Here is a 26278-nt window from a genome sequence, read left to right as displayed (position 1 = left end):
CTTTCCAGCGCGGTGCAATATCTGCGCACACTTGCCCTTGTGCTCAACAGCCGCCACTCTGTCCTGTCCGCGGTTGAAAACGCCGCCGAGGTTCTGACCGTGGCGCAGTTCAAGACCGAGGCCCAGGCTGTCTCAACCGCCATTCGCCAAGGCGAAACCTTGTCCAAAGCCCTCGAAAAACTCTCTGTCATACCACCCATCGCACGACAATTGATCAGCGCGGGCGAGGTCTCGGTCAGACTGGCCCGGATGACAGAGCGCAGTGCGGTTCTGCTGGAAAACGGACTTAGTACCGAACGCAAACGCATCGCCGCCCTGCTGGAGCCGATGCTGATGATGCTGGTGGGGGCGTTTGTGCTGGTGATCGTACTGGCGGTGCTGCTGCCAATCTTTGATTTGCAGGCGGTCGTGACCAGCTGATCACCGGCACTTCATGGCATGTGGACAGATCGGCCCGGTTCTCAGACCACCGGATAGACAAATTCCTGCAATCGCCCCGCCGGCTTGCCCCCAAGAAAGTAATTCGGTTTGTTTTCCCGAACCAGCAATGACACCTCGGCAAATTCCTTTGCCAAAGCCGGTGCATTCTGGTCGGCATATACATCCAGAAATCTGGCCAGTATCGTGTTGTCTTCGCCCAGAAGCGCGCTCAGCGGCACCGGAGGCGCGGCCAGTTCTGCCATCGGGGGAACCAACGTGCTGTCACCGTTGGCCTGGTCCGACCCGGCATGATGCGGGGTGTCGAACAGCCGGGCAAACAGATCCATGAGATCGGGGGCGTTAGTCTGCAGCATATTTTTTCTTTCCAATGAATGAGTTCACCCATTCGGGCTGGGCCGACCGGCGCACCAGAAACGGGCCGATTGCCAGACAATCCATGTTGGTGTTCATGAAACAATCGATCGCATCGCGGGGCGAACAGATGATCGGCTCACCACGGACATTGAACGAGGTATTCAACAGCATGGGACAGCCTGTCAGCTCATAGAACTTCTGCAGGATATCGCCAGACCGTGACAACCGCGCCGCGGGATCAACAGTCTGCAACCGGGCACTGAAATCCACATGGGTCACGGCGGAAAAATCCGTGCTGACGGCACGCATCAGATCAAGAGGCTCATAAAGCCCCTGACCAAGCGCCGTTGCCAAAGTCGCCTTGTGACGGTACGCGTGCTTCAGCGTGGATATGAGCAGCATGTAGGGACTGTCAGTCGGGCCTTCAAACAGGGTCGCGGCGTGTTCTTTCAGAACCATCGGCGCAAAAGGCCGCCAGCCCTCACGGAACTTGATCTTCAGATTGACACGATCAAGCATGTCGTCAGGGCGCGGATCAGCCAGGATCGAACGGTTGCCAAGAGACCGGGGACCGAATTCCATCCGACCGTCAAAATGCCCGATAATCAACCCCTCCGCCAATGCAGAGGCGACCTGCCCCGGCATGTCATCCGGTTGTTCCCAAATGAGTTTCGATTTCTGCAACTCCGCCAAAATGCTTTCATCGTCGAAGTCCGGCCCCAGAAAACTTCCGGCCATTGGATCCGCCGGAGCCCTGGCCCTGACCGACCCGTCCGGAGACGCCGATTTCGTCTTCAGATGTGCCGCAACATCCAGCGCCGCCCCAAGCGCGCCCCCGGCATCGCCTGACGCAGGCTGGATCCACAGGTTCTCCAGCCCCGGCACGGTTTTGATCAAATGGCTGTTGGCGACACAATTCAGCGCAACACCACCGGACAGGCACAGGTTTTTCTGCCCGCTGATACGCAGCGTTGTGCTGGCCAACCGGGCAAGCGCATCCTGCAACACGGCCTGCGCCGAGGCCGCAACATCCATGTAATGTCGGTCCATGGGTGAATCCGGTTGCCGAACCGGGCGGTCGAACAGCATTTCGAACAATGGGCTGATTGTCGTGACATCCGTGTCAAAGCGGAAATACGACATGTCGAGCTCGAAAGACCCATCGTCTTTCAGATCAATCAGGTTGTCCATGATCCGCTTGGCAAATCTTGGTTTGCCAAAGGGCGCCAATCCCATCAGCTTGTATTCGCCGGAATTCACCCGAAACCCGCAGTATTGCGTGAATGCGCTGTAAAACAGCCCCAGCGAATGCGGAAACCGGATTTCGGACAAAGGCATCAGCCGGTCGTCTGCGCCGTTCCAAAGGCTGGTCGTGGACCATTCACCAACCCCATCAACAACCAATACGGCGGCCGTATCGAATGGCGAAGGGTAAAAGGCCGATGCAGCATGTGATCTGTGATGCGGGACAAAGAATATACGATCCGGGTCGTCGCAGACGGTCAGCAACCGGGCAGACAGATCCTGGCCATAATCACACATCATCCGCAATGTCTGGGGCCAGAGGGCCGCCCCCCGCGGGGCGGTGCTGCGCGCGTTCCGGAACACCCGTTCCAGTTTTAGTTGCGGATTTTCATAGAACGCAACGCTCACACGCTGATCGGGATCGGGTAACTGCGAAAGACAATAGCGTATCGCGTGATCGGGAAAGCCCCAATCCGCCTTTTTCCGGGTGAACCGCTCTTCCTGCGCCGCGGCCACAATACGCTGCCCCTGAACCAGCGTGGCGGCTGAATCATGGAAATGCGACGAAATCCCCAGAACGTATTCGTCATCCTTCATCGGGTGCCGCCCCCAGCCTGTTCAATAAGATGTTGCGCCGGTTCCAGAAGACGGTCTGCAAAAAGCGCGTTTGCAGTTTGGTTGGGATGCGCATCAACCGGGAGAAACGTATGCGCCGCGTTCAACGGCACCGAGATATCAATTGCGCAGTCGAAACGACGTTTCACCATCGCGTTGAAGCTTGGTTGGTTCGCATCCAACAAGGCAAACCGCAATGGAATGGCATGGGTCGCCGCAAGGCTTTCGATCTCTTTGAGGATCGTCAATGTGGCAGTGTCGACCATATGCACATCCGGCAAAAAGACGTCAAAATCGCATTGCTGCAATACAGGTTGCCATATCGGAACATACACAATCGAATGGCGTCCATCCCGCCCCTGCCGCAAAACCGGCACATGCTCAACACCAAGCTCGTACCACTCCGGGCTCAGCAACTGCCGCATGCGGCCCGGGTGAGGAATATTGCGGGACCGATGGCCGCTGAAAACCGCAAAGATGGCGGCATCGACAAGCCCTTCCTTGATCTCGCGGCGGAACTGCAAAAAATTCTGCACCGTGCTGTGCCCACCAATCCCGCGATTATGCACCTGTCCAACCGGGAGGCTTTTCTGCAACCGGGCCAAATAGGTCTCGTCATCCTTCAGGCCGGTGCCATACGTGAATGAACAGCCATAGATTGCCAGGCGCGGACCTGTGGCGGCCGCGGCACCCGGGACATGGCGCCAACCATCGGCACCAATATTCTGAACGACATCAGGCCGGTAAGCGACCCTGACGCCATGGTTTGGTGTCAAAGACCATCCCAGAAGCGGATGTGGCCGGAACAGCAATCTGGGTTTTGCCACAATTTTCTGGGTCTGCTGGCTCACGGGGCCTCCGAAGGAGTATGGAAAGGGTGAAAATTAACAACAATCGCGGATCGCAGCAAGGCCCCCAGGGCGCTTTGTCATCCCGTCATGCCCGTATAGAGAGCAATAGTATCAATTCCTTACACCCCATCCAGGGTGCTGGAGCCGGGATTGTTGCATGATCGTTTTCAACAGGGTTGTTCCGATACTTTCTGCCAATGTCCGTCGTGTCGTTCAAATGCAGGTCGTCGTGGCAATGAATGTCTCGAATGACCTTCCCAGATCAGAGCTTTATCGGTGATGCATGGAGCAGGTCGATGTCGGCGCAAGCGCGCATTCGTCTTCTTTGCAAGGCTGTGACCGCCTTCGAACCGCAATGCCCATAAGCGTAAACGTGACGGATCTGCGATCAGACTGCCTGTCGTGACATGGGGCGATGCTCTGCTTGCCGGGTCACCCCATATCTGTCAGAACATCATACAACTTCGGAAGCATCCCAGCTCAAGGCGCGTATGACCAATTCTTCCTCAAGCCCCTCTCTCCCGGGGCCAGTTCTTCCGGCAGCAACATCCCCCAAGGACGGCACCGCGCGCCATACGCCCGCTGTTCGCCTGCTGTTACACGGATCGGAGGATCGCACACGCGGCGGGCCCAGCCTGCGGGTGCCGCGCTGTGCTCAAGCTCTTCGTGAAATAGGCGTGTCGGCCAGTGCCACGCAATTTCACCGCGTGTCGGATATCGACGAGGACACGGTCCATCTGTTCAATGTCTGGCCCCCCAGCAGCGCACTCCAGGCCCTGCGCCAGCTAAAGGCGGCGGGAAAGCGGGTGGTCTTCTCGCCGATCTATCTTGATTTCTCGGAACGGCCCGTCTGGGGCACAGGTGGTTTTCAGATTTCAGGTTCACAAGAAGACGCCACAATACAGCGCTATCTGCAAGGCCGTGGACGATTGCACGAAATCGTACCCGGCTATCATGCGATGGTGCGGGAAATGCTGTCCCTAGCAGATCACGTGGTGTTTCTGAGCGATGCGGAACGCAAGGCGTTGACGGCCATCGGCGCGCATGTGCCCGAGGATCGCGCCAGCCTGATCCGCAATCCGGTGGACGCGGTCGCCTGGCAAGACGGCGATCCGGCGCCTTTTCGCGAAACCCATGCGGGCGGACGCGACTATGTGCTGTGTGTCGGCCGGATCGAACCACGCAAGAACCAGCTTACGCTGACGCGGGCGATGCGCGGGTTGCCCTTGCGGCTGGCGCTGGCTGGCCACGTGGGCGACCAGGGCTACGCCACGCAGATCCGTCAGGCAGGAGGAGGACAATTGATCCTGCCCGGCAGGCTTGGCACCGCTGATGGCATGTTGACTTCGGCGCTTGCAGGAGCGCGCGTTTTCGCCTTGCCGAGCTGGTCCGAGGGCGCGTCGCTTGCAGCGCTTGAGGCGGCGGCGGCAGGCGTGCCGATGGTATTGTCGGACCGTTCTTCGGAGCGGGAATATTTCGGCAATCTCGCGCGTTATTGCACGCCCGGCGACCCCGACGCGCTGCGTGCGGCCCTGCGCGAAACGCTTGAGGATTCCGAGGCTCCTGCCCGCGCGCAGGAATTGCAGCGTCATGTGATTGAAAATCTCGACTGGTCGAGCCATGCCCGGGCCACCGCAGAGGCCTATCGGCACACCGCCCAAAACACTTCGCGCCCTGTTGAAAGCTCCGTCAAAATCACCACCCGGCAGCCACGGCAGCCACAGGCGCTGATGCTCGACCTGACCGCGCTCAGCCGCCCTGACGTGATGCCGCGCCATGTGTTGCGCTATACCGAAGCACTGGGCCGCGCGCTGTTGTCCAGACCTGACGCCCCGCGTCCAGTGGTCTGGTCGTCGGCGCGTCAGGGGTTTCTGGACCTTCCGCCCTCTTTCCTCGCGCCGCGCGATGCACAGCGCTTCGTTCAGCGCGCCGCCGAGGACGAAAACCTCGTGCCTGTTGTGGCCGATCCTGACATCGCGCTGCTGCTGGTCGGGGGGCTGCACGGCAGCGACATTGCCCACCTGCGCGGCCTTGAAGATTTCAAGGCACAAAGCGGCGGGCCACTGATCGCTCTGGTCGAGGATGCCGGTCCCTGCCTGCGCCCGGATCTCTTTTTGGCCGAGGCGACAGCGGGCTATACCGCGCGACTGCACCGGATGGCGGAACTGGCGGATCATCTGATCGCGCCCTCGTCGGCAACCGCCAGCGCGCTGGCGCGGGCGCTCGAAACCGGCCCTGTACCAATATCCCGTAACGACATTTCTGTGCAGGCCTTTCCTGCCCTTCTTCCCCTCTCCGCCGACACGATATCCGACCAGGGTCTGCAACCGGAGAAGACGGCCCTGCAAAACAGCCTTGGCACTGCGCCCTTTGCATTGCTGCCCGGCCCTGTTGCGGCGCGTGGGAATTGCGGCTTCTGACCCGGATCTGGGCCCGCCTTGCCGCCCGGAACGCAGCCCCGGACCTGCATCTGGTGATTGCCGGTGGCATTGCCCCGGGTGCCGAAGCTCTGGCCGACAGCATCAACCGCGATCCGCGTATAGCCGGACATGTGCACATTGTTGCGGCCGAGGGGGCCGAGCTCGAATGGCTCTGGGCGAGGGCCTGCATGATCCTTTGCCCCTCTGAGAGCGCAGACTGGAACTGGCCGGTGACCGAGAGCCGGGCCCGGGGGCTGCCCTGTCTGGTGGCCGATATCCCCGAACTGGCCGACTCTGATGCAGAGGCAACCGTTGAAGCCCTCGATCCCGATGACCTGCCCCTCTGGGAGAGGCGTATTCTGGCCCATGCTCAGACACAGCAAGAGGCCCGGTCGCCCGTGGTGAACGACAGCCCCCAGACCAGTTGGGCCGACATGGCAGCGGCGCTCGGGACGCTGTCCACCACGCCGCGCCATGTGACCACGCTGCGGGCTCTGCGCGCTGGTGAAATTGCCCTGGTCGGCATTGACGCTCCGCCTTGGGCGATCGGCTTCATCACGGGCTGGCATCCGGCCGAAGCGGGGCTGCGCCATACCGCTTCAGACCGCGCCGTATTTCGACTGCGCGCGGACAGGGTGCTCTCTGACGATGGGGGGCCTTCAAAGGAAGATCCGGCAACGCCCGGTCGGCTGCTGTTGCACTTGCGACTGCAACTGGCCACGGACCGGCCCCGCGCGCGCCTGCGTATTACCTGTGGCGATACCTGCCTCTTCGAGGCCCCCGTCAGCGGCACAAGCCTGCCCAGGGATCTCGTCCTTGCGGTGCCTGCAAATGCGCTCGACCCCGAGGGTTGCCTGACACTCGCCCTGCATTTTCCAACCCGGACAGGCCCTGCCGCACCACCCTCTGAGGATGGCACGGCGCCCGCGCCGCAAGGCATCGGGTTGGTCTCGGCTCAACTGCTGGATGCCCGACGCAACAACCCCCTCGTCACGGTTCGGAACGCTGACTGCTGGAGCGAAGGCCTGCACGCACAGGAGGTGGATTTCGCTCTGGAAAGCCATCGCGCGGTGGTGGCGCCGGATCTGCATGTCGCCCCCGGATGGGGGGTGGGCAGCCTGCTGGCGAGCTTTGTTCTTTTCGTGCCGATCCTCCCCGGGGCAGGGCCTCGGATCCTTGGATTGACACTGCGCCCGGTGGCCCGGCCCGACGCACCTTCCGGCGCATCGTTCTATTGGAACGGCCGACTGCTGCACGAAGCGCAGTGGCACGACAACCAACCCGTCGCACTGAACCTGCCGCTGACCGAGGCCGACCTGCAAACCGGCCCTGCCGTGCTTGAAATTCGCCCCACTGCGCTGGCGACGCCCGCCGACCTCGGGCTTGGCCACGAACAGGGCCTGTCCGGGCTTGGCCTGTTCGACCTCACCTTGACCCCCGACGTGACCGAGTGAGCCCCATGCAGATCGCACAGAAAAGCATTTTCGAAGCCCCGCTTGAGCGGCCAGAACTGAGCCCCGGCATCCGGATCGGGCACGGCTGGCATGCCGCTGGCACAAACGCCAGCTGGTCGCGCAGCAGCAAGGCTCAGCTGATGATCTCGGCAGAAGAGTTCCCGACCCCTATAGCGCTCCGGATCCGGCTGTGCCTGTTCAATGCCGGACCTGACCGGCCCCGGACCCTGCGCACGCTGAGCCCCGGCCACGAACCCACCGTCGTGACCGTTTCCACACCCGAACCGGTGGCTGTGCGGGTTCGCACACCGCAACACGCGCCGGGGGCTGTCGCCACTCCGATCAGTTTCATGCTCGACACGCTCGACAGCCCTTTCCTCGCCGGGTATTCCGCCGACGAACGTCTGCTTGGCCTGTCCATCACCGAGATCAAGACCGGCGTGCCTGAAATGACCTTCCCGCTTGACGTGACAGCTTCGGGCAATGGCGCACCGGTGCTGACCCGTGGCTGGAGCAGCCCCGAAGAGAGCGGCAGCTGGACCGTCGGTCCCACCGCGATACTGCATCTCCCCGGCGAACTTTCGCCGGGATGCGCGACCGAACTGATCGCAGAGGCAGATGCCCTGCCCCGCCCCGAGGGCGAACCGCCGCTTGAGGTCGACATCTGTGATGAAGACAAGGTTCTGGCAACTTGGCGCTTCACCTCCGGTGCGGAGGGCGCGGGCCCGACTGGACAATGGCGTTGCGCGCTGCCCGATTGGTGCGACAACACCGACCGCCGTTTCACACTGGAGATCCGCAATCCCCGCTCCCCGGCCGAGCTGGGGATCAACACCGACAACAGACCACTGGGGTTGCGGCTGAAGCGGCTGTCGCTGTCTGACTGATGGCTGGCTGACCGGATCGGTCCGCCCCTGTGTGAAACACGCTTTTTCAGATCACCCCTGCGCGGGGGCTATCGGGTGTCGGGACCTCTACCTTTGGCCCGGACCCCGATGGCGGATGAAACCGCCATCGGAAAACTCAGCGAACCGGGGAAGGTTCAACGTTACGAAACGTTGAATCCCACCCGCTGCATGTCAGCCATTGAGGTGTTGCGGAAGGTGATGACCTGACCGGCGTGGTCAAACACAACCGCCCCGCCAACCTGGGTCATATGGGCCATTGCATCCGCGGCAGTGTTGAAACCAAAGCCCGACAATTGCACCCGATCCCAAGGTTCGAACCCGTGGATCACATCAGACCCGCCCTGCCCATTACGGAACACGAACGTATCACTGCCCACACGACCGTTCATCTGGTCGTCACCTGCCCCGCCTTCAAGCACATCATTCCATTCAGGGCGTACATCGTACATCCACTGGTCCAGCAACGGATTGGTTGCGGTGCGGAATTCGCCCGCTTGGGCAAAGCCCAGCACAACCTGGGCACGGGTCATCTCTTGGCTCTCCAGCCGCCCGGTCCAATTGGCCAGACCTGTTGCATCCGGTTCACGGCCCAACACGTTGCGATAGAGCTGTGTCACAAACGCAGCATTGTCCAGCGTGCCATATTTCAGCTGGAACTCTGCTGAATTCACAAAGGCATTGGCAGCTTGCAGCAAAGTCACCCCGCCAGTGCCGTTCTGACCACGGACCAGCCCGTCATACCAGTTGGTGAAGCCTGTCGCATCCGGCTCACGGCCCAGCGTGCCGCCGTAGAGACGATAGACCTGCCCCGTCAGTTCCTTGCCATTGGACACCAATGCATCAACGGCAGCGGTGCCTTCTTTCAGGATCTGATTGCTGTCACCCCCGCGCAGAACCGAGCTGTCAGTCAGATCCCCGATCAACACATCGGAATCGTCAGCAGCGCCGGATTTGCTTTCTGCCCGGATCCCGTAGGAGCTGGACAGATTTGCAAACTGCGGAGAGCCGGTGAAGCCCTGCAGAACCTGATCACGGCTCAGGCCATTGTCCAGATCTCCAGTCCAGCGGGCAAAGCCCTGCGCATCCGGTTTACGACCGAAGAAGGCCTCATACAGCACCTCGACATATTCTTCGTTCGTCAACCCCCGCGCCAGGAATTCAGGGCTGAAGATAAAGCCACGGGCCACATCCGCGCCGCTGCGCACCCCTGTATAAAGCCGGTCGGTCCAGTTGTTCAGCCCGTTCGCATCAGGGTCGCGGCCGAGAATGGTGTCATACATCTGTTCCACGAAGGCCTGGATTTCATGCAGGGACTGGCTGTTCTGGTATTCGGCAATCCGGGTTTCGCCCACCTGGGTGTCGACGATATTTTCCCAGCGATAGACAACCGCGTGATCCTGATCGGCATTGGTGCCGCCGGTGATCAGATCCAGATAACCGTCATTATCAATGTCATGGGCCACCGGCGATCCGGCATAATTGTTAAAGGCCCGCTCGACCAGTTCGGTATTGGTGATCTGGTTGCCCTTCTGGTCCAGCACAATCATCTGCGAGCCGATGCTGACCATGATTTCAAGATTGCCGTCACCGGTCAGATCCACAGCAATGGGCTGACGGGCGATCGGCACATCTGGCAGACCGGTCATTGTGTCGTTGTCGAAGGGCATGACCTGGGTCGAGAACAATGTGCCGCCTCCGGCGGACCATGCATGGACATACCCCTCAAGCGTGGCGGCAATGATTTCCGGGCTGCCATTGCCATCCAGATCCGCAATCAGCGGGCTGGCCAGCACCCGGCCCCGGGTATCCAGCTGGAACCTCAGGCTGCCATCGGTGTTCCACACCTTGACGTATTCGCCGCGCTCATCCTGAAAGAAGTTGCCGGTGCCCTGTACAATCTCGAGCGTGCCGTTGTTGTCCAGATCCACAACCTTGGGGCTGGACCAGAGAGATTGTTCCTCGAGCTTGCCGCGGAAATCCGCATTGGTCGACGTGCCGACCTGTGTATCCCAGCCCGCGACCGTCTGGTGGCCGTAGTTGTTCAGCACGTGCAGGATGCCGCCCTGGATCGGAATGCCGGCGCGGGCGTTTTCGGTGATGTCGGCAGGTGCGATTATTTCGAACAGCCCGTCACCGTCCAGATCGGCCAGCGCGGGTGTGGCGCCAGCTGTGTCGTGCAGGTCAACGGTGAATTCCAATTCACCGGTCGCCCCGTCCAGCACATAGAGATAGTGGTCCCAGGAAGAGAAGATCACCTCGCGCTGGCCATCGGCATCAATGTCGAAAACCCGCGGTGTGCCATAAACCCCGTCGGGGCGGCCATCGGGGCCGCTGGGGGATTCGGGATCATCCGGATCGGACTGGCGACCGAAGGAATCCTTGGTGATGTAGCTCCACATGATGTTGCCATCGGAATCCAGCGCATAGATGCCGCCCTTGTCACCGGGCTGGCCTGCGGGGGCAAATTCATTGCGGTTGTCGGCGCCGACACCCACGACGATGTCGATCGAACCGTCATTGTCGAGATCCGAGAACACCGGCGCGGTGCTGACCGAGGTCGTGTTGTAGATCTTGCCGGTGACCGGATCCGGTGTGGACATCGCTTCGAAGGTCTGGCTCCACTTGACGCCGCCGGTATCCTCAAGAACCACCAGACCGGCCGGCAGAACCTCGTTGGCTTCGCCATCCAGCCCCTTGACCGTACCGACAAAGATTTCGTCCTTGCCGTCGCCGTCAATGTCATAAACCGCAACCGAAGCATTGCGGATCGGGCCGAAGTCCAGCTCGTTCGACCATGTCTTGCGTGGCAGGGCGACGTTGAGCTCGTAATTCAGGGACACTCCGTTGGGCAGTTCCTGCCCGTCATAAGGCGCCCAGAAAACATTCAGATAATAGGTCGATGTGCGGGAGGCATAAAATTCAAAAGCCTCGTTGGTAAACTCCTGATAATCGCTGCGCACCGGATTGCCGTCGGCATCATAGAGACGCATGTTCAGGTTCATTTCCATGCCATCCGGCGTGGTGGCGCCGGTATGGGTCATCTCGAAATCCATCCGGCCTGGGCCGGTCTGAATTTCGTACCAATCGGTGCCAATGCCTTCGGTCACGATGTGTTCGCCCACGCGCAGCCGCTCGGCGGTGGCACGGGTATCATTGCCGTCGCTGCGATTATCCGGCCCGGGCAAATCGTAATTGATCGTATAGCTCAGCAGCACATTTTCCGGCGTGTCATCGCGGAACTGGGCTGTGTAGACCTTGAAATAATATTCCCCGGCCACCGGCGCCAGATATTGCACCGTCTCGGTCATGTCGTCCGAGAAGTTCGAGCGGACAAGTTCGCCCGCGCTGTTGTAGATCTCGATATTCAGGTTGCGCAGGTCATCGCGCAGGTCATTGGGATCATCCAGATGCTCGGCGGCTGTCAGCGACACTTCGATCAGGCCGGAATGGGCGCTGTTGACCTTCCACCAGTCCACCCCGGTGCCGACCACGTCGCGCGCCACGCCTTCGGGCAGATCCATCGCGGTGGCAAAGGTGTCATTGCCATCGCTGGCAACAGCATCCGGCAAATCGATATTCAGCTCGTAATTCAAACGGGTGCCGTTCGGGGCACCATCGGGATATGGTGCCCAATAGACGTTGAGATAATAGGTCGCGGCGGTCGGAAACTGGTATTCAAAGCTTTCATCGGCAAATTCGGCAAAACCGTTGCGCACCGGATTCCCGTCGGCATCATAAAGCCGCATGTTCAGGTTCATCTCGGTCCCGTCGGGGGCCAGACCGCCGGTGTGGGCCATGTGGAAATTCATGATCCCCGCCGGGCTGTCGATCCGATACCAATCGGTGCCGATCCCGTCTGTCACCACATGGTGCCCCTCGCCCAGGGGTGTTGCCGTGGTGATCGTGTCATTGTTGTCGGTGACGGTATCAACCTCGGGCAAATCCACGTTCAGCGAATAGCTCAGAACCACATTGTCGGGTGCCGGATCGCCCCCGAACTGGGCGGCGTAAATCTTGACGTAATAATCACCGTCGGAAGGGGCCAAGTAAGTGACATCCTCCGTCACGCCCGTCGAGAAATTCGACTTCACCACCTGGCCGGCGCTGTTGTAGATTTCCATGTTGAGGTTGCGGATATCATCGCGCGGATCGGTCGGATCATCCAGGTTTTCCGAGGTCGTCATCGTGATGTTGAGCATGCCCGAGGGGCTTGTCACCCGCCACCAATCAACACCGGTGCCGACAATGTCACCCGACCCGCCCGCGCCCAGATCCGTGGCCGTGGCCATGCTGTCATTGGCATCAACCACCACTTGGGGCAGATCGATATCCAACCTGTAATCAAGCTCTGTATCCGAAGGCGGGTTGTCGCCCAAAGGGGCGGCAAAGACACGCAGATAATAGGTACCGTTTTCCGAAATGCGGCGGTCGAAATCTTCCATTCCGCTGGCAGCAACATCGCGCTGAATGCGGTTTCCGTTGCTGTCATACAGCTCCATGTCCAAATTCAGCGGCTCGGCGCCCGGCGTCATGGCAAAGCGCATGAACCCCGCCTGACTTTCGATACGGTACCAATCCTGGCCCAGCCCATCGATGTCAAAACTGCCTTCACCCAAAAGCTGCGCGGTTTCCAAAGTATCGTTGCGAACAGCTTCAAGCGCATCGGGCGCATAGACTTCGGGAAAAAGGAAATCATCCATGCGTTATTCTACCTATTTTGGATTAATCTAACTGTTTTCTGCAAGCCTACGGTCCCAAATTTTACAAATGCAAGGACCACAGCCCGGAAAGAGGTGCCACACCTTGAAACGTAATTTCGTCTCTAAAGTGATAACAGGAAACTCCTTTTCATATTCCTAAAAAAATCCACCTCGAGACGTTCCATCAATGCAACAGTCGCGAATCCAATCACCAAAATCCTGATGATTTCGCTCTCTCGCACCTGAATGCAAGCCTGTTAATTGGGCAGACCCGAACCCATCTCGACCGCGTTTGCGGGCGCTGTGACACACCTCCGCCACACCCCGTCCGCCGCCGGGGCAAAGTCATTGCCTTTCGGCAAGCCCCATACTAGGTACTCCAAAAAATCAATTGTTCGAGGATTTGATGAAAAAAGCTTTCGTCACCGGAATCACTGGCCAGGACGGCGCCTATTTGGCTCAGCTCCTTGTTGAAAAAGGCTATGAAGTGCACGGCGGGGTTCGGCGCATTTCGCAGCCTGAAACCACCCGACTGGACATCCTGGGCATCGCGGACAAGGTGCATCTGCACGAGTTCGACCTGACCGAACAGAACAACGTCTTCCGCGTCATTCGCGACATCGAGATGGACGAATTCTATAACCTCGCGGCGCAAAGCTTTGTTGGCGCGTCCTGGGAATTGCCGGTTTATACGGCGGATGTCGACGGGATGGCCGTGGTCAAGATCCTCGACACCCTGCGCACCCTGCGCCCCGAAACACGCTTCTATCAGGCCTCGACCTCGGAGATGTTCGGATTGGTGCAGGAAGTGCCGCAATCCGAAACCACCCGGCTTTATCCGCGCTCGCCCTACGGTGTGGCCAAGGTTTATGGCCATTACATCACCATGAACTACCGCGAAAGCTTTGGCATGCATGCCTCCAGCGGCATTCTGTTCAACCACGAAAGCCCGCTGCGCGGCAAGGAATTCGTGACCCGCAAGATCACCCTTGGTCTGGCCGCGCTGGCGCGTGGTGGCGACAAGCCGGTTGAACTTGGCAATATGGACGCCAAACGCGACTGGGGCTTTGCCGGCGATTACGTCGAAGGCATGTGGCGCATGTTGCAACAGGATGTGGCCGACGATTACGTGCTGGCCACCGGCGAAACCACCACCATCCGCGACTTCTTTACTGCGGCGGGCGCGGCGCTGGGGATGGACATCCAGTGGAGCGGCGAAGGTGAGGCCGAAACCGCAACAGATGCCAAAACCGGCAAGCTGGTGATGAAGGTGAACCCGAAATTCTATCGCCCGGCCGAGGTTGAGCTGCTGATCGGTGATCCCTCCAAGGCCCGCGAAAAGCTGGGCTGGGTGCCACAGGTCAACGTTCATCAACTCGCTGAGATGATGGCCAAATCTGATTACGACGCGCTCGGCTGAACCGCGCGTTCTAAGCCGCGTTCAAAAAAGGATTCCTGACTGTGAGCAATGCAGAAAAAACGCCTTTTGGCGCAGTTCTGGACCGTGTCTTGGTGCCTGCCAAAAAGCATCACGTGCGCTGCAACGCCGACAGAAACAGGGGCCCTTTCGCGGGTATCTGGATGAGCTGACCTCCGAAGGGTTGCTGCGGGGTTGGGTTGTCGACCGGCGCACCGGCAAAGGCCGGGTGCAGGTCGCGCTTTATGCCGGCAATGACATTGTCGAAATCGGCTATGCAAATGCTGTGCGCGAAGACGTGCGCAGCGCCACCGGCGGCGAAGTCGAATGCGGGTTCAACTTCAACCTGTCCGAAACCGCCTTCGAACGGATCAAGGCGGCCGAGGGCAAGATCTCGGTGCGGACCCACGGCAGCGAGATCCATGAGATCGGCACAATGGTGCTGAACATTGATCACAACGAGCCCAAGATCGTCCAGAACGACATGGCCGCGACCCGCGTGGCCATGAAAGACGAATTCGAGTTGCTCCAGGAGATGCTCGAAGACACCCCCGTCCCCGACGGGCCGCTGCCAATGATCGAAAAACCGGCCTTTGAACGTCACCCGATGATGTTCTCGACCGATAAAATCATTCCCGACATCCCGAAAAGCGGCCATCCCGCCTATCTCGACTATGTCCGCTACCGCTACCGGATGGACGAAAGCTATGAGGTGGAGCCCGAGCTCGAGAGCAAGGACCGCTATCTCTATTGGTATCTGACGGCCTATCGCGCCCAGGAAAAGCGCCGCGTGCCGCTGAGCGCCGAAATCCTCGACTATCTGAACGAACCTGTGGTGATGGCGGGTCAGACCTTTACCATGAGCCGGATCATGTGGTGGCGCATTACCGGGCGGCCCGACATGATGGGTCATCTCAATCTCAATGACCGCGACAGCTATTTGCAGGTATTGTTCTGGTGGGCCCACCAAGACAGCCCGCATATGTATTTCGAAGATTGCCTGGTGCCCAACCGCTTTGCCGATCTGCTGCGCGGCGTGCATCCCTCGCGCCGCTTGATGCCTATCCGCTGAGCTATTTCACCGAGCGCTATTTCAACGACAGCCCGCGGCTCCATTTTCTGCGTCCCGGCACCGCCGAAGGCCGCAAAATGCTGGTGCTGGCAATGCTGTTGGCGGCGATCAAACGCCCGGATCTGCTGCGCTATATCCCGCATGCGTCGATCAACAAACTGCTGGATGCCGATGACACCGGCGTATCCGAATTTGAACGGTTCCTGAACGACCTTCAGGATTTAGATCCGCTGATCGCCAAAGATGCAAGCGATGCGGAGGATGGCACCGAAACCGAGGCCGAGCCTGCCCGGTCCCCGATCCGCATGAGCCGCACACGCTATAGCGCGCTGCTGCGCAAGCGTGATTTCGATCTCGACAGCTACAGCTTCATGACCCGCGATCCTGACGGCAACCGGTTCGAAGCCGCCGCCATGCCGATCCCCGACCCCAGCCGCCCCAAGGTGGACGTGCAATTAATCGGCCCGCTGGCCAAGGCCTCGGGCCTGGGTCAGGCGACCCGGCTTTCTGCCGCCATCCTGCGCGAAACCGGCCTGTCGATCCGCGGTGTCGATTTCGACCTCGACAACCCGGCCCCCGAAGGCTTCAGCTCTGACACGATGATCGAGGATTACGGCCCCGCCAAGGTCAACATCATCCACCTGAACGCCGAAAGCACCCCGCTGGCCTATGCCTATCAGCCGGATGTCTTCTCGGGCGCCTACAACATCGGCTATTTCTACTGGGAACTCGATCAGCCCGCCTATTGCCATTACCTCGGCATGGAACTGCTGGACGAGATCTGGGTCTCGACCGAATACGGCGTCGATATCTACAAACCGGATGCGAAACACCCCGATGGCAGCCCCAAGCCGGTGGTCAATGTCGGCATGTGCTACGAGGCCAACGACGACATCAACCGCGCAGACAGCCGCGCCTTCGTCAACCGCCGCTTCCAGTTCGACGACAGCCATTATGTCTGTCTGGTGGCCTTTGACAGCTTCTCCTTCGTGCAGCGCAAGAACCCGGTTTCGGTGCTCAAGGCGTTCCAGAAGGCCTTTGAGGGCGTGCCCGAGGCGCGTCTGGTGGTCAAAACCCAGAACCGCGACAGCGTTTTCGACCCGGTTCAGGTGCAACTCTGGGACCGCGTCGATGCCATGATGTCGGCCGATCCGCGCATCGTGGTGATGAACGAAACGCTCAGCTATCATAACCTGTTGCAGCTGAAATGCGGCTCGGATTGCTACATCTCGCTGCACAAGTCCGAAGGCTGGGGCTTTGGTATGATCGAGGCGATGAACCTGGGCGTTCCGGTGATCTGCACCGCCTATTCGGGCAATATGGATTTCTGCTCTGAAGAAACCTCCTGGTTGGTGGATTACGAAGAAAGCCAGCTGCGCCACGGCGAATACATCTTTGTGCGCAAGGGCGCGAAATGGGCCGAGCCGAGTGTTGAGCATGCCGCACAACAATTGCGTGCGGCCTATGACGACCCTCAGGCCCGCATCGCCAAGGCCGAAGCCGCCCGAAACTTCATTCATGAAAACTTTTCGGCGAAAGCAATTGCACAACGCTACGGCAGCCGCTTGCGCGAGATCCTTTCCGGGTTGTAAGACTGAGCACTCCGCGCGGCACCAACCCGCCCAACAGAACCAAAAGGCCAGATGGCATAACTGACCGCCCCCTTGCGCCCAGAGCCATCGATTGAAGGAAACGCCGATGACCACCCCGGAAACACCTCAGGAAACGCCTGCCGCCGAAAACCTGACGAAACATGATATCCGGCTCTGCTATAAAATGTTCCTTGATCGCATCCCTTCGGACAGTGAGGTGGAACGCATGCAGGCCGCGCATAACTCGCTCGACAGCGTGCGCAGGGTGTTTCTGAAATCCTCGGAATTTGCACAGCGCTATGCGCCGTTCTCGGGCAAAAACCGCGCGCAACAGATATCCGCATCCGCCCAACCCTCGTTGCAAAAGCTTGCGCAGAACCTGCAACCCTGCAATGCGGATCGGGTGGTATTCCTGCATATTCCGAAATGTGGTGGCACCACGCTGCACCACATGCTGGGCCAATGGTTCGGACCGGACAACATGCATGCCGAACGCCACAATGGTCTTTACAGCTATACGGCGGGCAATCTGGCCTCGAGCCTGGTGTTTTCGGGGCATTACGACTTCTACGCCACCACGCTGATACCGGGCCCGAAACGCATGATCTCGTTCCTGCGCGATCCCGCCGATCGCCTGGTTTCCCTGTATCATTTCCACCGCGCCCATGCCCCCGATATCATCGAGCGTCATAATTTGACGCTGCCGCGCTGGGCCAATGAATATGACATCGATGCCTATTTTGCGCACCCCAACATCCGCAAACACCCCGGCGTCAACAATGCGATTGTGCGCTACTTCTCGGACATGCCCCAGATTGCACCCTCGATGAAGGGCAACAGATTGCCCGACGCCTCGATGGATGAAATGATGGAACAGGCCTTGCGCAACCTGGAGAAATTCACTTTTGTGGGCTTCATGGATCGTTATAATGCGGATGTGGACCGCCTGGCCGATACGCTTGGATGTAAGCGCCCGGTGGAATTGCGCAAGCATCAGGTGCTGGACGATCTCATGAAATCCGACCCGAACATGCGCAAGATCGACAAGCAGAAACCCAGCCAAGAAACCCGTGACAGCATGGAAGAGCTGATCCAGTATGATCGCAAGTTCTACGACCGTGCCCGCGAGCTTTTTGCATGATCCGTCATATGTCGCTCTGGACGAAGGTGTGAGTGCAAAATGGCTCTGACCCCGGCCGAAGTTGAAAGCGCCTACCGGGTAATTCTGGAACGGATCCCGTCCCCGGATGAAATCACCAATGCAAGCAACCGGCATGACAAGCTGGCAACGCTGCGGCAGACCTTGCTGAACTCCGAAGAATTCTATCGCAAGTTCGACAAGATCCGCTCGGATTTCAATGCGCGACTGAAGCCCGTCCTGGTGCATATCTGCATCCCGGAAGCCGTCGATCCGGGTCTGTTCGAGGTGCTGGCCACCGCCACCGATCTGCAACCCGCCACCGTCGTCGATGATGAAAGCTTTGCCGCGCTATGTGCCAAACCCCGCCCCGAGCGGCTGAAGCTGCGCTATGTCTATGGCGATCTGGCGGGGGATGTCGGGCCTTCCTTGGGGGTGCCCTATCTGCGACTCTGTACGATCCGCCGCCCCGGCGACCGGCTCTATCGGCTCTATCAACAGGCATGCAGATCAGAGAATGACAACAAGACCAGCTTTGGCACCTATCTGAAGTACAGCCTTGAATCCGAAGCGCACCGACTGGAACTGGACAATGGCCAGATCCGTCGCCTGGCCGGACAACGGACCCTTGACAGCCTCGGTCAGGAACAAGAGGTGCTGACATGCGCGCTGCACACGGCACTGGCCCCCGACATGATCTTCGGCTTTGCCGAAAATTCTGCTGCACTGTTGGACCGGCTGGCCAAAAAAGACCTGGACCTCGCGCCAGGCTCGATGAGCCAAGCACCGGATGTTTCCAAGGATTACAAAGCTGCTGTGGCCAAACTCGACAAGAATGAGCGCGCCATCTTCGACACATATACCGCGTGGGACAATTACCTCTACGATGTATGCGAAGCGCTTCTCTCTCCTGTGATTGCATGAAAGGCAGTACCGATATGATCACCCCTATTCTTCTTTGTGGCGGATCGGGAACTCGGCTTTGGCCCCTGTCGCGCAAAAGCTTCCCGAAACAATTCGCGGATCTGGTGGGGGAACAAAGCCTGTTTCAGGCATCGGCGCAGCGCTTTACCGGGACCGGTTTTGCCGATCCGGTTCTGGTGACGGGCAATGATTTCCGCTTTATCGTGACCGAACAACTTGATGAGGTCGCAATGAAGGCGACCGACATCATGATCGAACCCGAAGGGCGCAATACCGCCCCCGCCGCCGTGGCCGCCGCGCTTTTGATCGCACGACGCGACCCAGAGGCGATGCTGTTGCTGGTGCCTTCCGATCACGCCGTGGCAGATCCACAAGCGTTCCGCGATGCGGTCAACAGCGCCCGCGTCGCCGCAGAAGAAGGCCAGATCATCACCTTTGGCATCGCCCCGAGCCGCGCCGAAACCGGCTATGGCTGGCTCGAAGCCGGGGAGGAAACCCATCCCGGCGTGCACCACCTGACCCGGTTTATCGAAAAACCGGACGAAACCCGCGCCGAAGCGTTGTTTGCTGATGCCAAGAACCTGTGGAATGCCGGTGTGTTTCTGGCCCGTGCCGACACATTGATTGCCGCCTTCCGCACCCATGCCCCGGCCATTCTGGACGCGGTTCAGCTCGCGTTGGACGCGGGCACCAAAGATCTTGGATTTACCCGCATTGACGCCGATCTTTGGGCCAAGGTCCCCGAGGATTCCATCGACTACGCGGTGATGGAAAAGGCCGATAACGTCAGCGTCGTGCGCTTTGACGGGCAATGGTCCGATCTGGGCAGCTGGGAATCTGTCTGGCAGGAATCCGAACAGGACGAAAACGGCAACGCCTTCTCTGAGCACACCACCGGGTTTGACTGCGAAAACACCCTGCTGCGGTCGGAAACCGACGAGATCGAACTGGTCGCCATCGGATTGAAAGACACGGTCGCCGTCGCCATGCGCGACGCGGTCATGATCGCCAATATGTCCGACAGCCAGCATGTCAAGAAAGCGGTCAACGTGCTCAAGGCGCGCGGCGCAAAACAGGCCCAGCATTTCCCGGTCGATCACCGCCCCTGGGGCTGGTTTGAAACCCTGGTTCTGGCCGATCGTTTTCAGGTGAAGCGCATCCATGTGCATCCCGGCGCCTCGCTCAGCCTGCAAAGCCATCACCACCGGTCCGAACACTGGATTGTGGTGGCCGGCACCGCCAAAGTCACGGTCGACGACGAGGTCAAACTGCTCAGCGAAAACCAATCCGTCTATATCCCGCTGGGTGCCGTGCACCGCATGGAAAACCCCGGCAAGGTGCCGATGGTGCTGATCGAAGTGCAAACCGGCAGTTATCTCGAAGAAGACGATATCATCCGCTACGAAGATATCTATTCACGCGGTCAGGGTGCCAAAGGTTAGAGATCACCCGCCGCCGCTGTCGGTGCCATGTCACAAATGGGCCCGCGATCAGGTGAACCAAGGCGCGTATCCGCGAGTGATCTGGTTTGCGAATTTGCCACAGACCGGGCGGAAATCGCCGCGGTCCCCGGCACGGGGTTTCGCGAACGGTGAAAGTGCGGCACTTAACACCGCAATCGCCTTTCCGGCCCAACTGCGGGTCCAATAAGGGCAAGACCAACGGGGAAGACATTGCACGCCAGTGACGACGCCAGACGGATCGCCGAGAGCAAACTGTTCAATCGGGACTGGTATCTCGAGCGTTTCCCCGACGTTGCGATTTGCGGACTGGACCCGGCCGAACATTTCCTGCGCATCGGTGCCCGGCTTGGCCGTGATCCGGGGCCGGACTTCTCGACCCGTGCCTATCTTGAGGCGCATCCGGAAATCGCATCCCAAACCCTCAACCCGCTGCTGCATCACCTGGATGCAGAAGCAAAGACCGAACCTGAGACAGGATCAGGCACGGGGACCGATTACGCGGTGATCGCCCATGCCTATCACCGCGACAGTTTTGCGGATCTGCGCCGCGCGCTGGCGTGTTTTCCCGACGGTGTCGATCAATATGTGAGCTATCCGCGGAACTCCCAGCACCACTCCGAGGCCCTGATCCGTGACAGTTTTCCCGGTGCGATCCCGATGGCGGTCGACAATGTCGGGCAGGACGTGGGTGCCTTTCTACAGGTGCTCGAGCAGATTGACCCGTCACAATACCGCTTTTTCTGCAAACTCCACTCGAAGGGCGGAAACAAGCTTCCGATGCTGTGGCGGGATGCGCTTTTGATGGGGACTGTCGGCGATGCCGACCGGGTGACGGATTTCGTGCGGCTGTTCAGGGAAGATCCCGAGATTCTTCTCGGGGGCGCACGAGAGCTTTTTCTGCACGGACCGTCGCATCTCATGGACAATCGTGCAGCGCTCAAAGAGTTGACCGGAAACAATCTTCCGGGTGAGACCACAGGCGCAACATCCCGCGAAAGCTCGGGCGGGGCAGCTGACGAGGCCGCTCCGATCGGGCAGGATTGGGGATTTTCGCCGGCACCTGTTTCTGGCTGCGCAGCAATCTCGCCGAGCGGGTGATGTCCTGTGTCGGGCCTGCAGATTTCCGACGTGAGCCTGAAACCGCGGAGGGGCCTGTGGCGCGGGACGGCCGTCTTGCCCATGCGGTAGAGCGGTTGTTCGGCCTTTTGGCACATCAGATGGGGGGCAGGATCGCGCTTGCCTCAGCGGCCGAGACGCAGAGCGAGATCCTGACCGAACATGGCTTTCCCGCCGCCGCGCCGCGCACTGCGCGACCAATCATGGAGGTGCTCGAGGCGCTGCACCACCGCCGGATTTCGGCCCGGCTGGATGCCATGCTTGCAAAAGAGGGGCCAAAGAGCGCTGCGAAGACGCACCATCGTTCGAACCACGGATTGGGCTATGGGCGGTTGGCCGCCAAACCAATGACCAGATCAGCCGATTACGCCATCCTCACCCCGACCGGGGATCGGGCGGCGGCCTTTGCCCGCTGCGCCCAAATGGTTGCAGACCAGAGCCTGCAACCACGGCAATGGGTTATTGTCGATGATGGCCGGGTGCCCCTGACGGATCAGATGCCCCTGCCAGAGCAGGCAACCTATGTGCGCCGCGCGCCGCACCCCGAAGATCCCCCCCATACCCTGTCGAGCAACCTGCTTGCCGGATTGCCGCATATCGAGGCGGACAAGGTGCTTATCTTCGAGGATGACGATTGGTATGCGCCACTTTACAGCGAATATCTGCTGCCGTTTCTCGACAATTACCAACTCGTCGGTCTGCAGGACATCCGCTATTATCACCTGCGCGGCAGCGCCTGGAAACACGGGCACCAGCCAAAGCATACCGCCTTTGCCCAGTCGGCCTTTCGGCGCGGCCATGCCTGGGCCCATCTCGAGGCGGTCTGCCGGTCAGGATTTCCCCATATCCGCGAACGCGGGCTGGTTGATCGCCACTGGTGGCAAAGCTTTGAGGGCAGCAAGCGGTTGATTGATGGCCATCCGGGGCTCAGCCTGGGGATCAAAGGCGGTTTCGGGCGCCCGGGGCTGGCCTCGGGGCATGATCGGGGCGAGATCGACTACCTTCCCGACCCGGATGGCAGCTATCTGAAAAATGCGCTTGGCCCCGATTGCGCCTACTATGCCCGCTGGCAGCGAAACTACCGCAAACCCTACGTACTTTATACAACCTGTCCCGACGGTCAGACCCGATTGGCACAGCCGCAGGGCGCACTCGAAAATTTCGACCTTTTTGCCTTTTGCACGACCCCCCTGTCTGCGGAATGCGCCTGGGAGGGCATTCCCTTTGACCAACCGGGTGATGCGGGCGCGCTGCGGGCACAGGTGCTGCCACATCTTTATTTCCCGGATTATGAATGGAGCGTCTGGGTCGATCCTGCGCTTGCGATCCTTGGGGATCTCGACCGTTTTGTCACGGCCGCCATCGCGGCACAAACGCCGCTTGCCTTTTGCCCTGCCCCGGACGGCGGACCCGATTGCCGGGTCATGGTGCGGCGCCACACCACACCAGAGGTCACACGGGCAATGGTGCGGTGGTGGCAGGCATTGCAAGATCAGCCACCCGGCCAAACCGCCCCCGGCACCGCAGCGCAATTCCCGCCGCCCCCTCAGAATTCAGCTGTCAGGGGCCCTGCGGCCTGTGCTGCAGCAGATCAATTGTGCAGTCGAATGCCCATTTGACAGGCCGATCCAAACCATGCCGGAAATATTCGGGGTGGCGAAGGTGTTGCAGGGTTCCCCCGATCCCCAGGATGTGCCAAATCGGGCGCAGCCTGAAAACGAGTTACGCCCGGAAGGCTGAGCAGACCGATTTTCGTTGAGAGATTTTATCATGAATAAGAAAAAATCAGACAAGGCAATAACGGCCCGCCCGACCCGATACATGGTCCTTGTTTTAGGCATGCATCGGTCGGGGACCTCTGCGCTTGGGGGGGTGCTGCACCATTTGGGATGCAACCTGCCGAAGCAGGTGATGACACCGCATAAAGACAATCCCGGCGGCTATTTCGAGAGCCAGGCCGTGCGCCGCTTCAATGATCGCCTTCTGGCAGCGTCACAATCAAACTGGCGCGATTGGCGTCCGATGAATGCCAATTGGTTTGCTTCGCCGGAAAGCCAGGCTTTTGCTCACGAGGCAAAAACGCTGCTTGAGACAGAATTCGGCAATGCCGCGCTGGTGATGCTGAAAGAGCCGCGGATGTGCCGATTGATGCCGTTCTGGCAAGACGTAATAGAACAATCCGGCTTCGAGATCCGGCCAATCCTGACGCATCGCAACCCGCTGGAAGTCGCCAAATCCCTTGAGGCGCGCGATGGCATCCCACCGGCCGAGGCCATGTTGTTGTGGCTGCGCCATGTGCTTGATGCCGAACGGGCCAGCCGGGGCATGACGCGCCATGTGACCAGTTATGGCGCGCTGCTGGAGAACTGGGTGGGCGTGGCAAATGGTGCCGGGGATACGCTGGGGCTTGTCTGGCCACGGTTTGATGACCGGGCGGCACAAGAGATCGAAAACTTCCTGTCGGGCACACTTCGCCACCACAAGGAACTGCCGGAAAAGATCACGGAAAACCCGACACTTTCCACCTGGATTCGCGAAAGCTATGAGATCTTCGAACGGTGGACGCGGACGAAAGAAACCCGTGCGGATCATAAAGTACTGGATCGCATCCGGAACGAGTTTGACGCTGCCACTCCGGTTTTTGGCCCCTTGATGCAGGCCATCTCGGCCCAATTGCCCAAGTTGGAGACCGATCTGAATACCGCCCGTCTGCGGATGTCACAGCTAGAGGCGCAGGCCAAGGAACATGCCAATCTGAGCAAGGCCCGCCAGGAGGTGCAGGCGGCGCTGGACGCTGAACGCCACCGGGTCGCCGTGCTGAGAGATCGGATCAAGGAACGCGACACCCGCCTTGCAGAAATGGAGGCGCGTGGGGCCGAGGCGAACTGGACCCAGGAAACACTGACGGCAGAGTTGGACACGACGCGTCAGCTGTTGCAAAAACTGGAAACAGAGACCGCAGAAAAGGCCAAGGCACACGCCGCAGAACAGGCCACGGAAAAGGCGGCGCTGGACGCTGAACGCCGCCGGGCCGCCGTGCTGAGCGATCGGATCAAGGAACGCGACACCCGCCTTGCAGAAATGGAGGCGCATGGGGCCGAGGCGAACTGGGCCCAGGAAACACTGACGGCAGAGTTGGACACGACGCGTCAGCTGTTGCAGGAACTGGAAGCAGAGACCGAAAAAAAGGCCATGGCGCGCGCCGCAGAACTGGCCACAGAAAAGGCGGCGCTGGACGCTGAACGCCGCCGGGCCGCCGTGCTGGAAGACCGGATCAAAGAGCGCGATAATACCATCTCGGAACAAAGCGCGCAAAAGGCCGAGGCGGAAAAGATCCGCGAAACACTGGTGGCGGAACTGGACGCAGCACGTCAACGGGAACAGATTTTGGACAGCTCCATAGAAGACATCCGCTCAGAACTGAATGAGAAAGCTGCGCAAAATGCGCAACAAAAGGCCGCCCTGGAGGCCGCCCAGAACGAGGTCGCTCAGGGCCGCAGCGCCCTTGCACAGCGCCGCCTCGAGGCGGATCAGGCGCTGGAGCGGGCCGAAACCGCAGAAGCCGCGCGGAACGCCGCCGAAATCCGAGCCGCAGAATATGAGGCCGGAATGACCGAGGCAGAGCGCGCACGCAGCGCGCTTGCACAACGGCTTGCTGATTTGGAGGAATCCGAGCTGATCTCGCGCCAAGAGCTGGGAAATATGGCACGGATCATCTTTGAGCATAGCGAGGCCCGGGAACGTCTGGCAACCGAGGTCGAGGCAACACGCGCCCAGTTTGCCAACCAGAAGGCCGAAGTGTCGGAGTTGGAGCGCAAGCTGGAAGCGGCGACAACCGCGCGCGACACCTTGGAACGTGCACACGACACCCTGAAGCGTGAAACAGCCGCCCGGATCGAGACCCTGACCGCCGATCTTGCGGCCACCGCCACCCAGCGCGACCGGCTGGAACGGGAAGCCAAAGATCGCGAACGCGCGTTGGAGGCAGCGACAACCGCGCACGACACCCTGAAGCGTGAAACAACCGCCCGGATCGAGACCCTGACCGCCGATCTTGCGGCCACCGTCACCCAGCGCGACCGGCTGGAACGGGAAGCCGGGGATCGCGAACGCGCGTTGGAGGCGGCGACAACCGCGCGCGACACCCTGAAGCGTGAAACAACCGCCCGGATCGAGACCCTGACCGCCGATCTTGCGACCACTGTCACCCGGCGCGACCGGCTGGAACGGGAAGCCAAAGATCGCGAACGCGAGTTGGCGCAATTGGCCAAACTGGTGATCGAGGGCGAACAGGCGCAAGAGGCCGACGCGGCCAAGATTGCCCAGCTTACCAAGGACCGGGACGCGGCGCGCCATGCACAAGAGGCCGGCGTTGCGGCGCAGGCAAAACTCACCCAAGAGGCCACAGCCAACCGCGCCGCACAAGAGAAGCTGCGCAGCGAACAGGACCAGACGATCGCCTCTCTGGCCGCCGAAATCGAAGATCTGCGCAACAGCACCACCTGGCGCATGACGAAACCCGCCCGCGCCGTCGTTGACTGGCTGCGCGGGCACCGCTCATGACCATG

Annotated in this window: 18 protein-coding genes; 14 read left to right on the top strand and 4 right to left on the bottom strand. The window is 60.1% G+C overall.

The features are described 5' to 3' along the window. On the top strand, nt 1-420 hold a 420-nt coding region (locus AC0L4F_RS22195; protein WP_244691528.1), incomplete at its 5' end, for a type II secretion system F family protein. A 41-nt stretch (nt 421-461) separates the two neighbouring features. On the opposite strand, the gene AC0L4F_RS22190 is transcribed toward AC0L4F_RS22195, so the two are convergent. From AC0L4F_RS22190 to AC0L4F_RS22180, 3 genes are read right to left on the bottom strand one after another with little or no spacing between them, the layout of a single operon-like run. Then, complete coding sequence (locus tag AC0L4F_RS22190; RefSeq protein ID WP_244691527.1) at nt 462-794, bottom strand: hypothetical protein; 333 nt, start codon at nt 792-794, stop codon at nt 462-464. After that, nucleotides 781-2637 carry a carbamoyltransferase family protein gene (locus AC0L4F_RS22185; protein WP_244691526.1) on the bottom strand — a complete coding sequence of 619 codons (1857 nt, stop codon included), beginning with the start codon at nt 2635-2637 and terminating at the stop codon, nt 781-783. Before AC0L4F_RS22185 ends, AC0L4F_RS22190 begins: the two co-directional genes overlap by 14 nt. Continuing rightward, nucleotides 2634-2921, bottom strand: a complete 288-nt coding sequence (locus tag AC0L4F_RS22180; RefSeq protein ID WP_244691525.1) for a hypothetical protein — start codon at nt 2919-2921, stop codon at nt 2634-2636. Before AC0L4F_RS22180 ends, AC0L4F_RS22185 begins: the two co-directional genes overlap by 4 nt. A gap of 111 nt (nt 2922-3032) precedes the next feature. On the opposite strand from AC0L4F_RS22180, the gene AC0L4F_RS22175 reads away from it, so the two are divergent. The 4 genes from AC0L4F_RS22175 (at nt 3033) to AC0L4F_RS22160 (ending at nt 8267) form a co-directional block, all read left to right on the top strand. Further along, a complete protein-coding gene (locus AC0L4F_RS22175; RefSeq protein WP_244691524.1) occupies nt 3033-3302 on the top strand; it encodes a hypothetical protein in 270 nt (89 codons plus the stop codon). Nucleotides 3303-4183: 881 nt separating this feature from the next. Continuing rightward, nucleotides 4184-5926 (top strand): glycosyltransferase, encoded by a 1743-nt coding sequence (locus tag AC0L4F_RS22170; RefSeq protein WP_244691523.1) that lies wholly within the window; start codon nt 4184-4186, stop codon nt 5924-5926. After that, complete coding sequence (locus AC0L4F_RS22165) at nt 5914-7380, top strand: glycosyltransferase family protein (RefSeq protein ID WP_244691522.1); 1467 nt, start codon at nt 5914-5916, stop codon at nt 7378-7380. Before AC0L4F_RS22170 ends, AC0L4F_RS22165 begins: the two co-directional genes overlap by 13 nt. A gap of 5 nt (nt 7381-7385) precedes the next feature. After that, nucleotides 7386-8267: a hypothetical protein gene (locus tag AC0L4F_RS22160; protein WP_244691521.1), complete on the top strand. Its 882-nt coding sequence runs from the start codon at nt 7386-7388 to the stop codon at nt 8265-8267. A gap of 161 nt (nt 8268-8428) precedes the next feature. On the opposite strand, the gene AC0L4F_RS22155 is transcribed toward AC0L4F_RS22160, so the two are convergent. Beyond that, nucleotides 8429-12988, bottom strand: coding sequence for a DUF4214 domain-containing protein (locus AC0L4F_RS22155; RefSeq protein ID WP_244691520.1), 4560 nt, complete (start codon nt 12986-12988; stop codon nt 8429-8431). Nucleotides 12989-13394: 406 nt separating this feature from the next. Here AC0L4F_RS22155 and gmd point away from each other — a divergent pair, with 406 nt between their 5' ends. The 9 genes from gmd (at nt 13395) to AC0L4F_RS22110 (ending at nt 26273) form a co-directional block, all read left to right on the top strand. Further along, nucleotides 13395-14408: a GDP-mannose 4,6-dehydratase gene (gene gmd / locus AC0L4F_RS22150; RefSeq protein WP_244691519.1), complete on the top strand. Its 1014-nt coding sequence runs from the start codon at nt 13395-13397 to the stop codon at nt 14406-14408. Between the two features lie 181 nt (nt 14409-14589). Next, a complete protein-coding gene (locus tag AC0L4F_RS22145) occupies nt 14590-15477 on the top strand; it encodes a hypothetical protein (protein ID WP_244691518.1) in 888 nt (295 codons plus the stop codon). Then, nucleotides 15402-17069 carry a glycosyltransferase gene (locus tag AC0L4F_RS22140; protein WP_244691517.1) on the top strand — a complete coding sequence of 556 codons (1668 nt, stop codon included), beginning with the start codon at nt 15402-15404 and terminating at the stop codon, nt 17067-17069. Before AC0L4F_RS22145 ends, AC0L4F_RS22140 begins: the two co-directional genes overlap by 76 nt. Nucleotides 17070-17175: 106 nt before the next feature. Continuing rightward, nucleotides 17176-18210: a sulfotransferase family 2 domain-containing protein gene (locus AC0L4F_RS22135; protein ID WP_244691516.1), complete on the top strand. Its 1035-nt coding sequence runs from the start codon at nt 17176-17178 to the stop codon at nt 18208-18210. 39 nt (nt 18211-18249) lie between these two features. Next, a complete protein-coding gene (locus AC0L4F_RS22130) occupies nt 18250-19131 on the top strand; it encodes a hypothetical protein (protein ID WP_244691515.1) in 882 nt (293 codons plus the stop codon). A 14-nt stretch (nt 19132-19145) separates the two neighbouring features. After that, entirely contained in the window at nt 19146-20573 is a 1428-nt protein-coding gene (locus tag AC0L4F_RS22125; protein ID WP_244691514.1) for a mannose-1-phosphate guanylyltransferase/mannose-6-phosphate isomerase, read from the top strand. A gap of 231 nt (nt 20574-20804) precedes the next feature. Next, nucleotides 20805-21692, top strand: coding sequence for a rhamnan synthesis F family protein (locus AC0L4F_RS22120; RefSeq protein WP_244691513.1), 888 nt, complete (start codon nt 20805-20807; stop codon nt 21690-21692). 56 nt (nt 21693-21748) lie between these two features. Continuing rightward, entirely contained in the window at nt 21749-23329 is a 1581-nt protein-coding gene (locus AC0L4F_RS22115) for a glycosyltransferase family A protein (RefSeq protein WP_244691512.1), read from the top strand. Nucleotides 23330-23621: 292 nt separating this feature from the next. After that, nucleotides 23622-26273, top strand: coding sequence for a hypothetical protein (locus tag AC0L4F_RS22110; protein WP_244691511.1), 2652 nt, complete (start codon nt 23622-23624; stop codon nt 26271-26273). Nucleotides 26274-26278: the final 5 nt, after the last annotated feature.

It is taken from the genome of Marinovum sp. J2-8, from assembly GCF_055808435.1.
The sequence above is the reverse complement of the archived record's forward strand: the minus strand, read 5'-3'. Positions and strand labels throughout refer to the sequence as shown.

Bases quoted from the DNA above. Each gene is read 5' to 3' on its own strand.
- AC0L4F_RS22180 (WP_244691525.1), bottom strand. From the start codon at position 2,921: ATGGTCGACACTGCCACATTGACGATCCTCAAAGAGATCGAAAGCCTT.
- AC0L4F_RS22190 (WP_244691527.1), bottom strand. From the start codon at position 794: ATGCTGCAGACTAACGCCCCCGATCTCATGGATCTGTTTGCCCGGCTG.
- AC0L4F_RS22125 (WP_244691514.1), top strand. From the start codon at position 19,146: ATGATCACCCCTATTCTTCTTTGTGGCGGATCGGGAACTCGGCTTTGG.
- AC0L4F_RS22135 (WP_244691516.1), top strand. From the start codon at position 17,176: ATGACCACCCCGGAAACACCTCAGGAAACGCCTGCCGCCGAAAACCTG.
- AC0L4F_RS22110 (WP_244691511.1), top strand. From the start codon at position 23,622: ATGACACCGCATAAAGACAATCCCGGCGGCTATTTCGAGAGCCAGGCC.
- AC0L4F_RS22175 (WP_244691524.1), top strand. From the start codon at position 3,033: ATGCTCAACACCAAGCTCGTACCACTCCGGGCTCAGCAACTGCCGCAT.
- AC0L4F_RS22155 (WP_244691520.1), bottom strand. From the start codon at position 12,988: ATGGATGATTTCCTTTTTCCCGAAGTCTATGCGCCCGATGCGCTTGAA.
- AC0L4F_RS22130 (WP_244691515.1), top strand. From the start codon at position 18,250: ATGGCTCTGACCCCGGCCGAAGTTGAAAGCGCCTACCGGGTAATTCTG.
- AC0L4F_RS22185 (WP_244691526.1), bottom strand. From the start codon at position 2,637: ATGAAGGATGACGAATACGTTCTGGGGATTTCGTCGCATTTCCATGAT.
- AC0L4F_RS22160 (WP_244691521.1), top strand. From the start codon at position 7,386: ATGCAGATCGCACAGAAAAGCATTTTCGAAGCCCCGCTTGAGCGGCCA.
- gmd (WP_244691519.1), top strand. From the start codon at position 13,395: ATGAAAAAAGCTTTCGTCACCGGAATCACTGGCCAGGACGGCGCCTAT.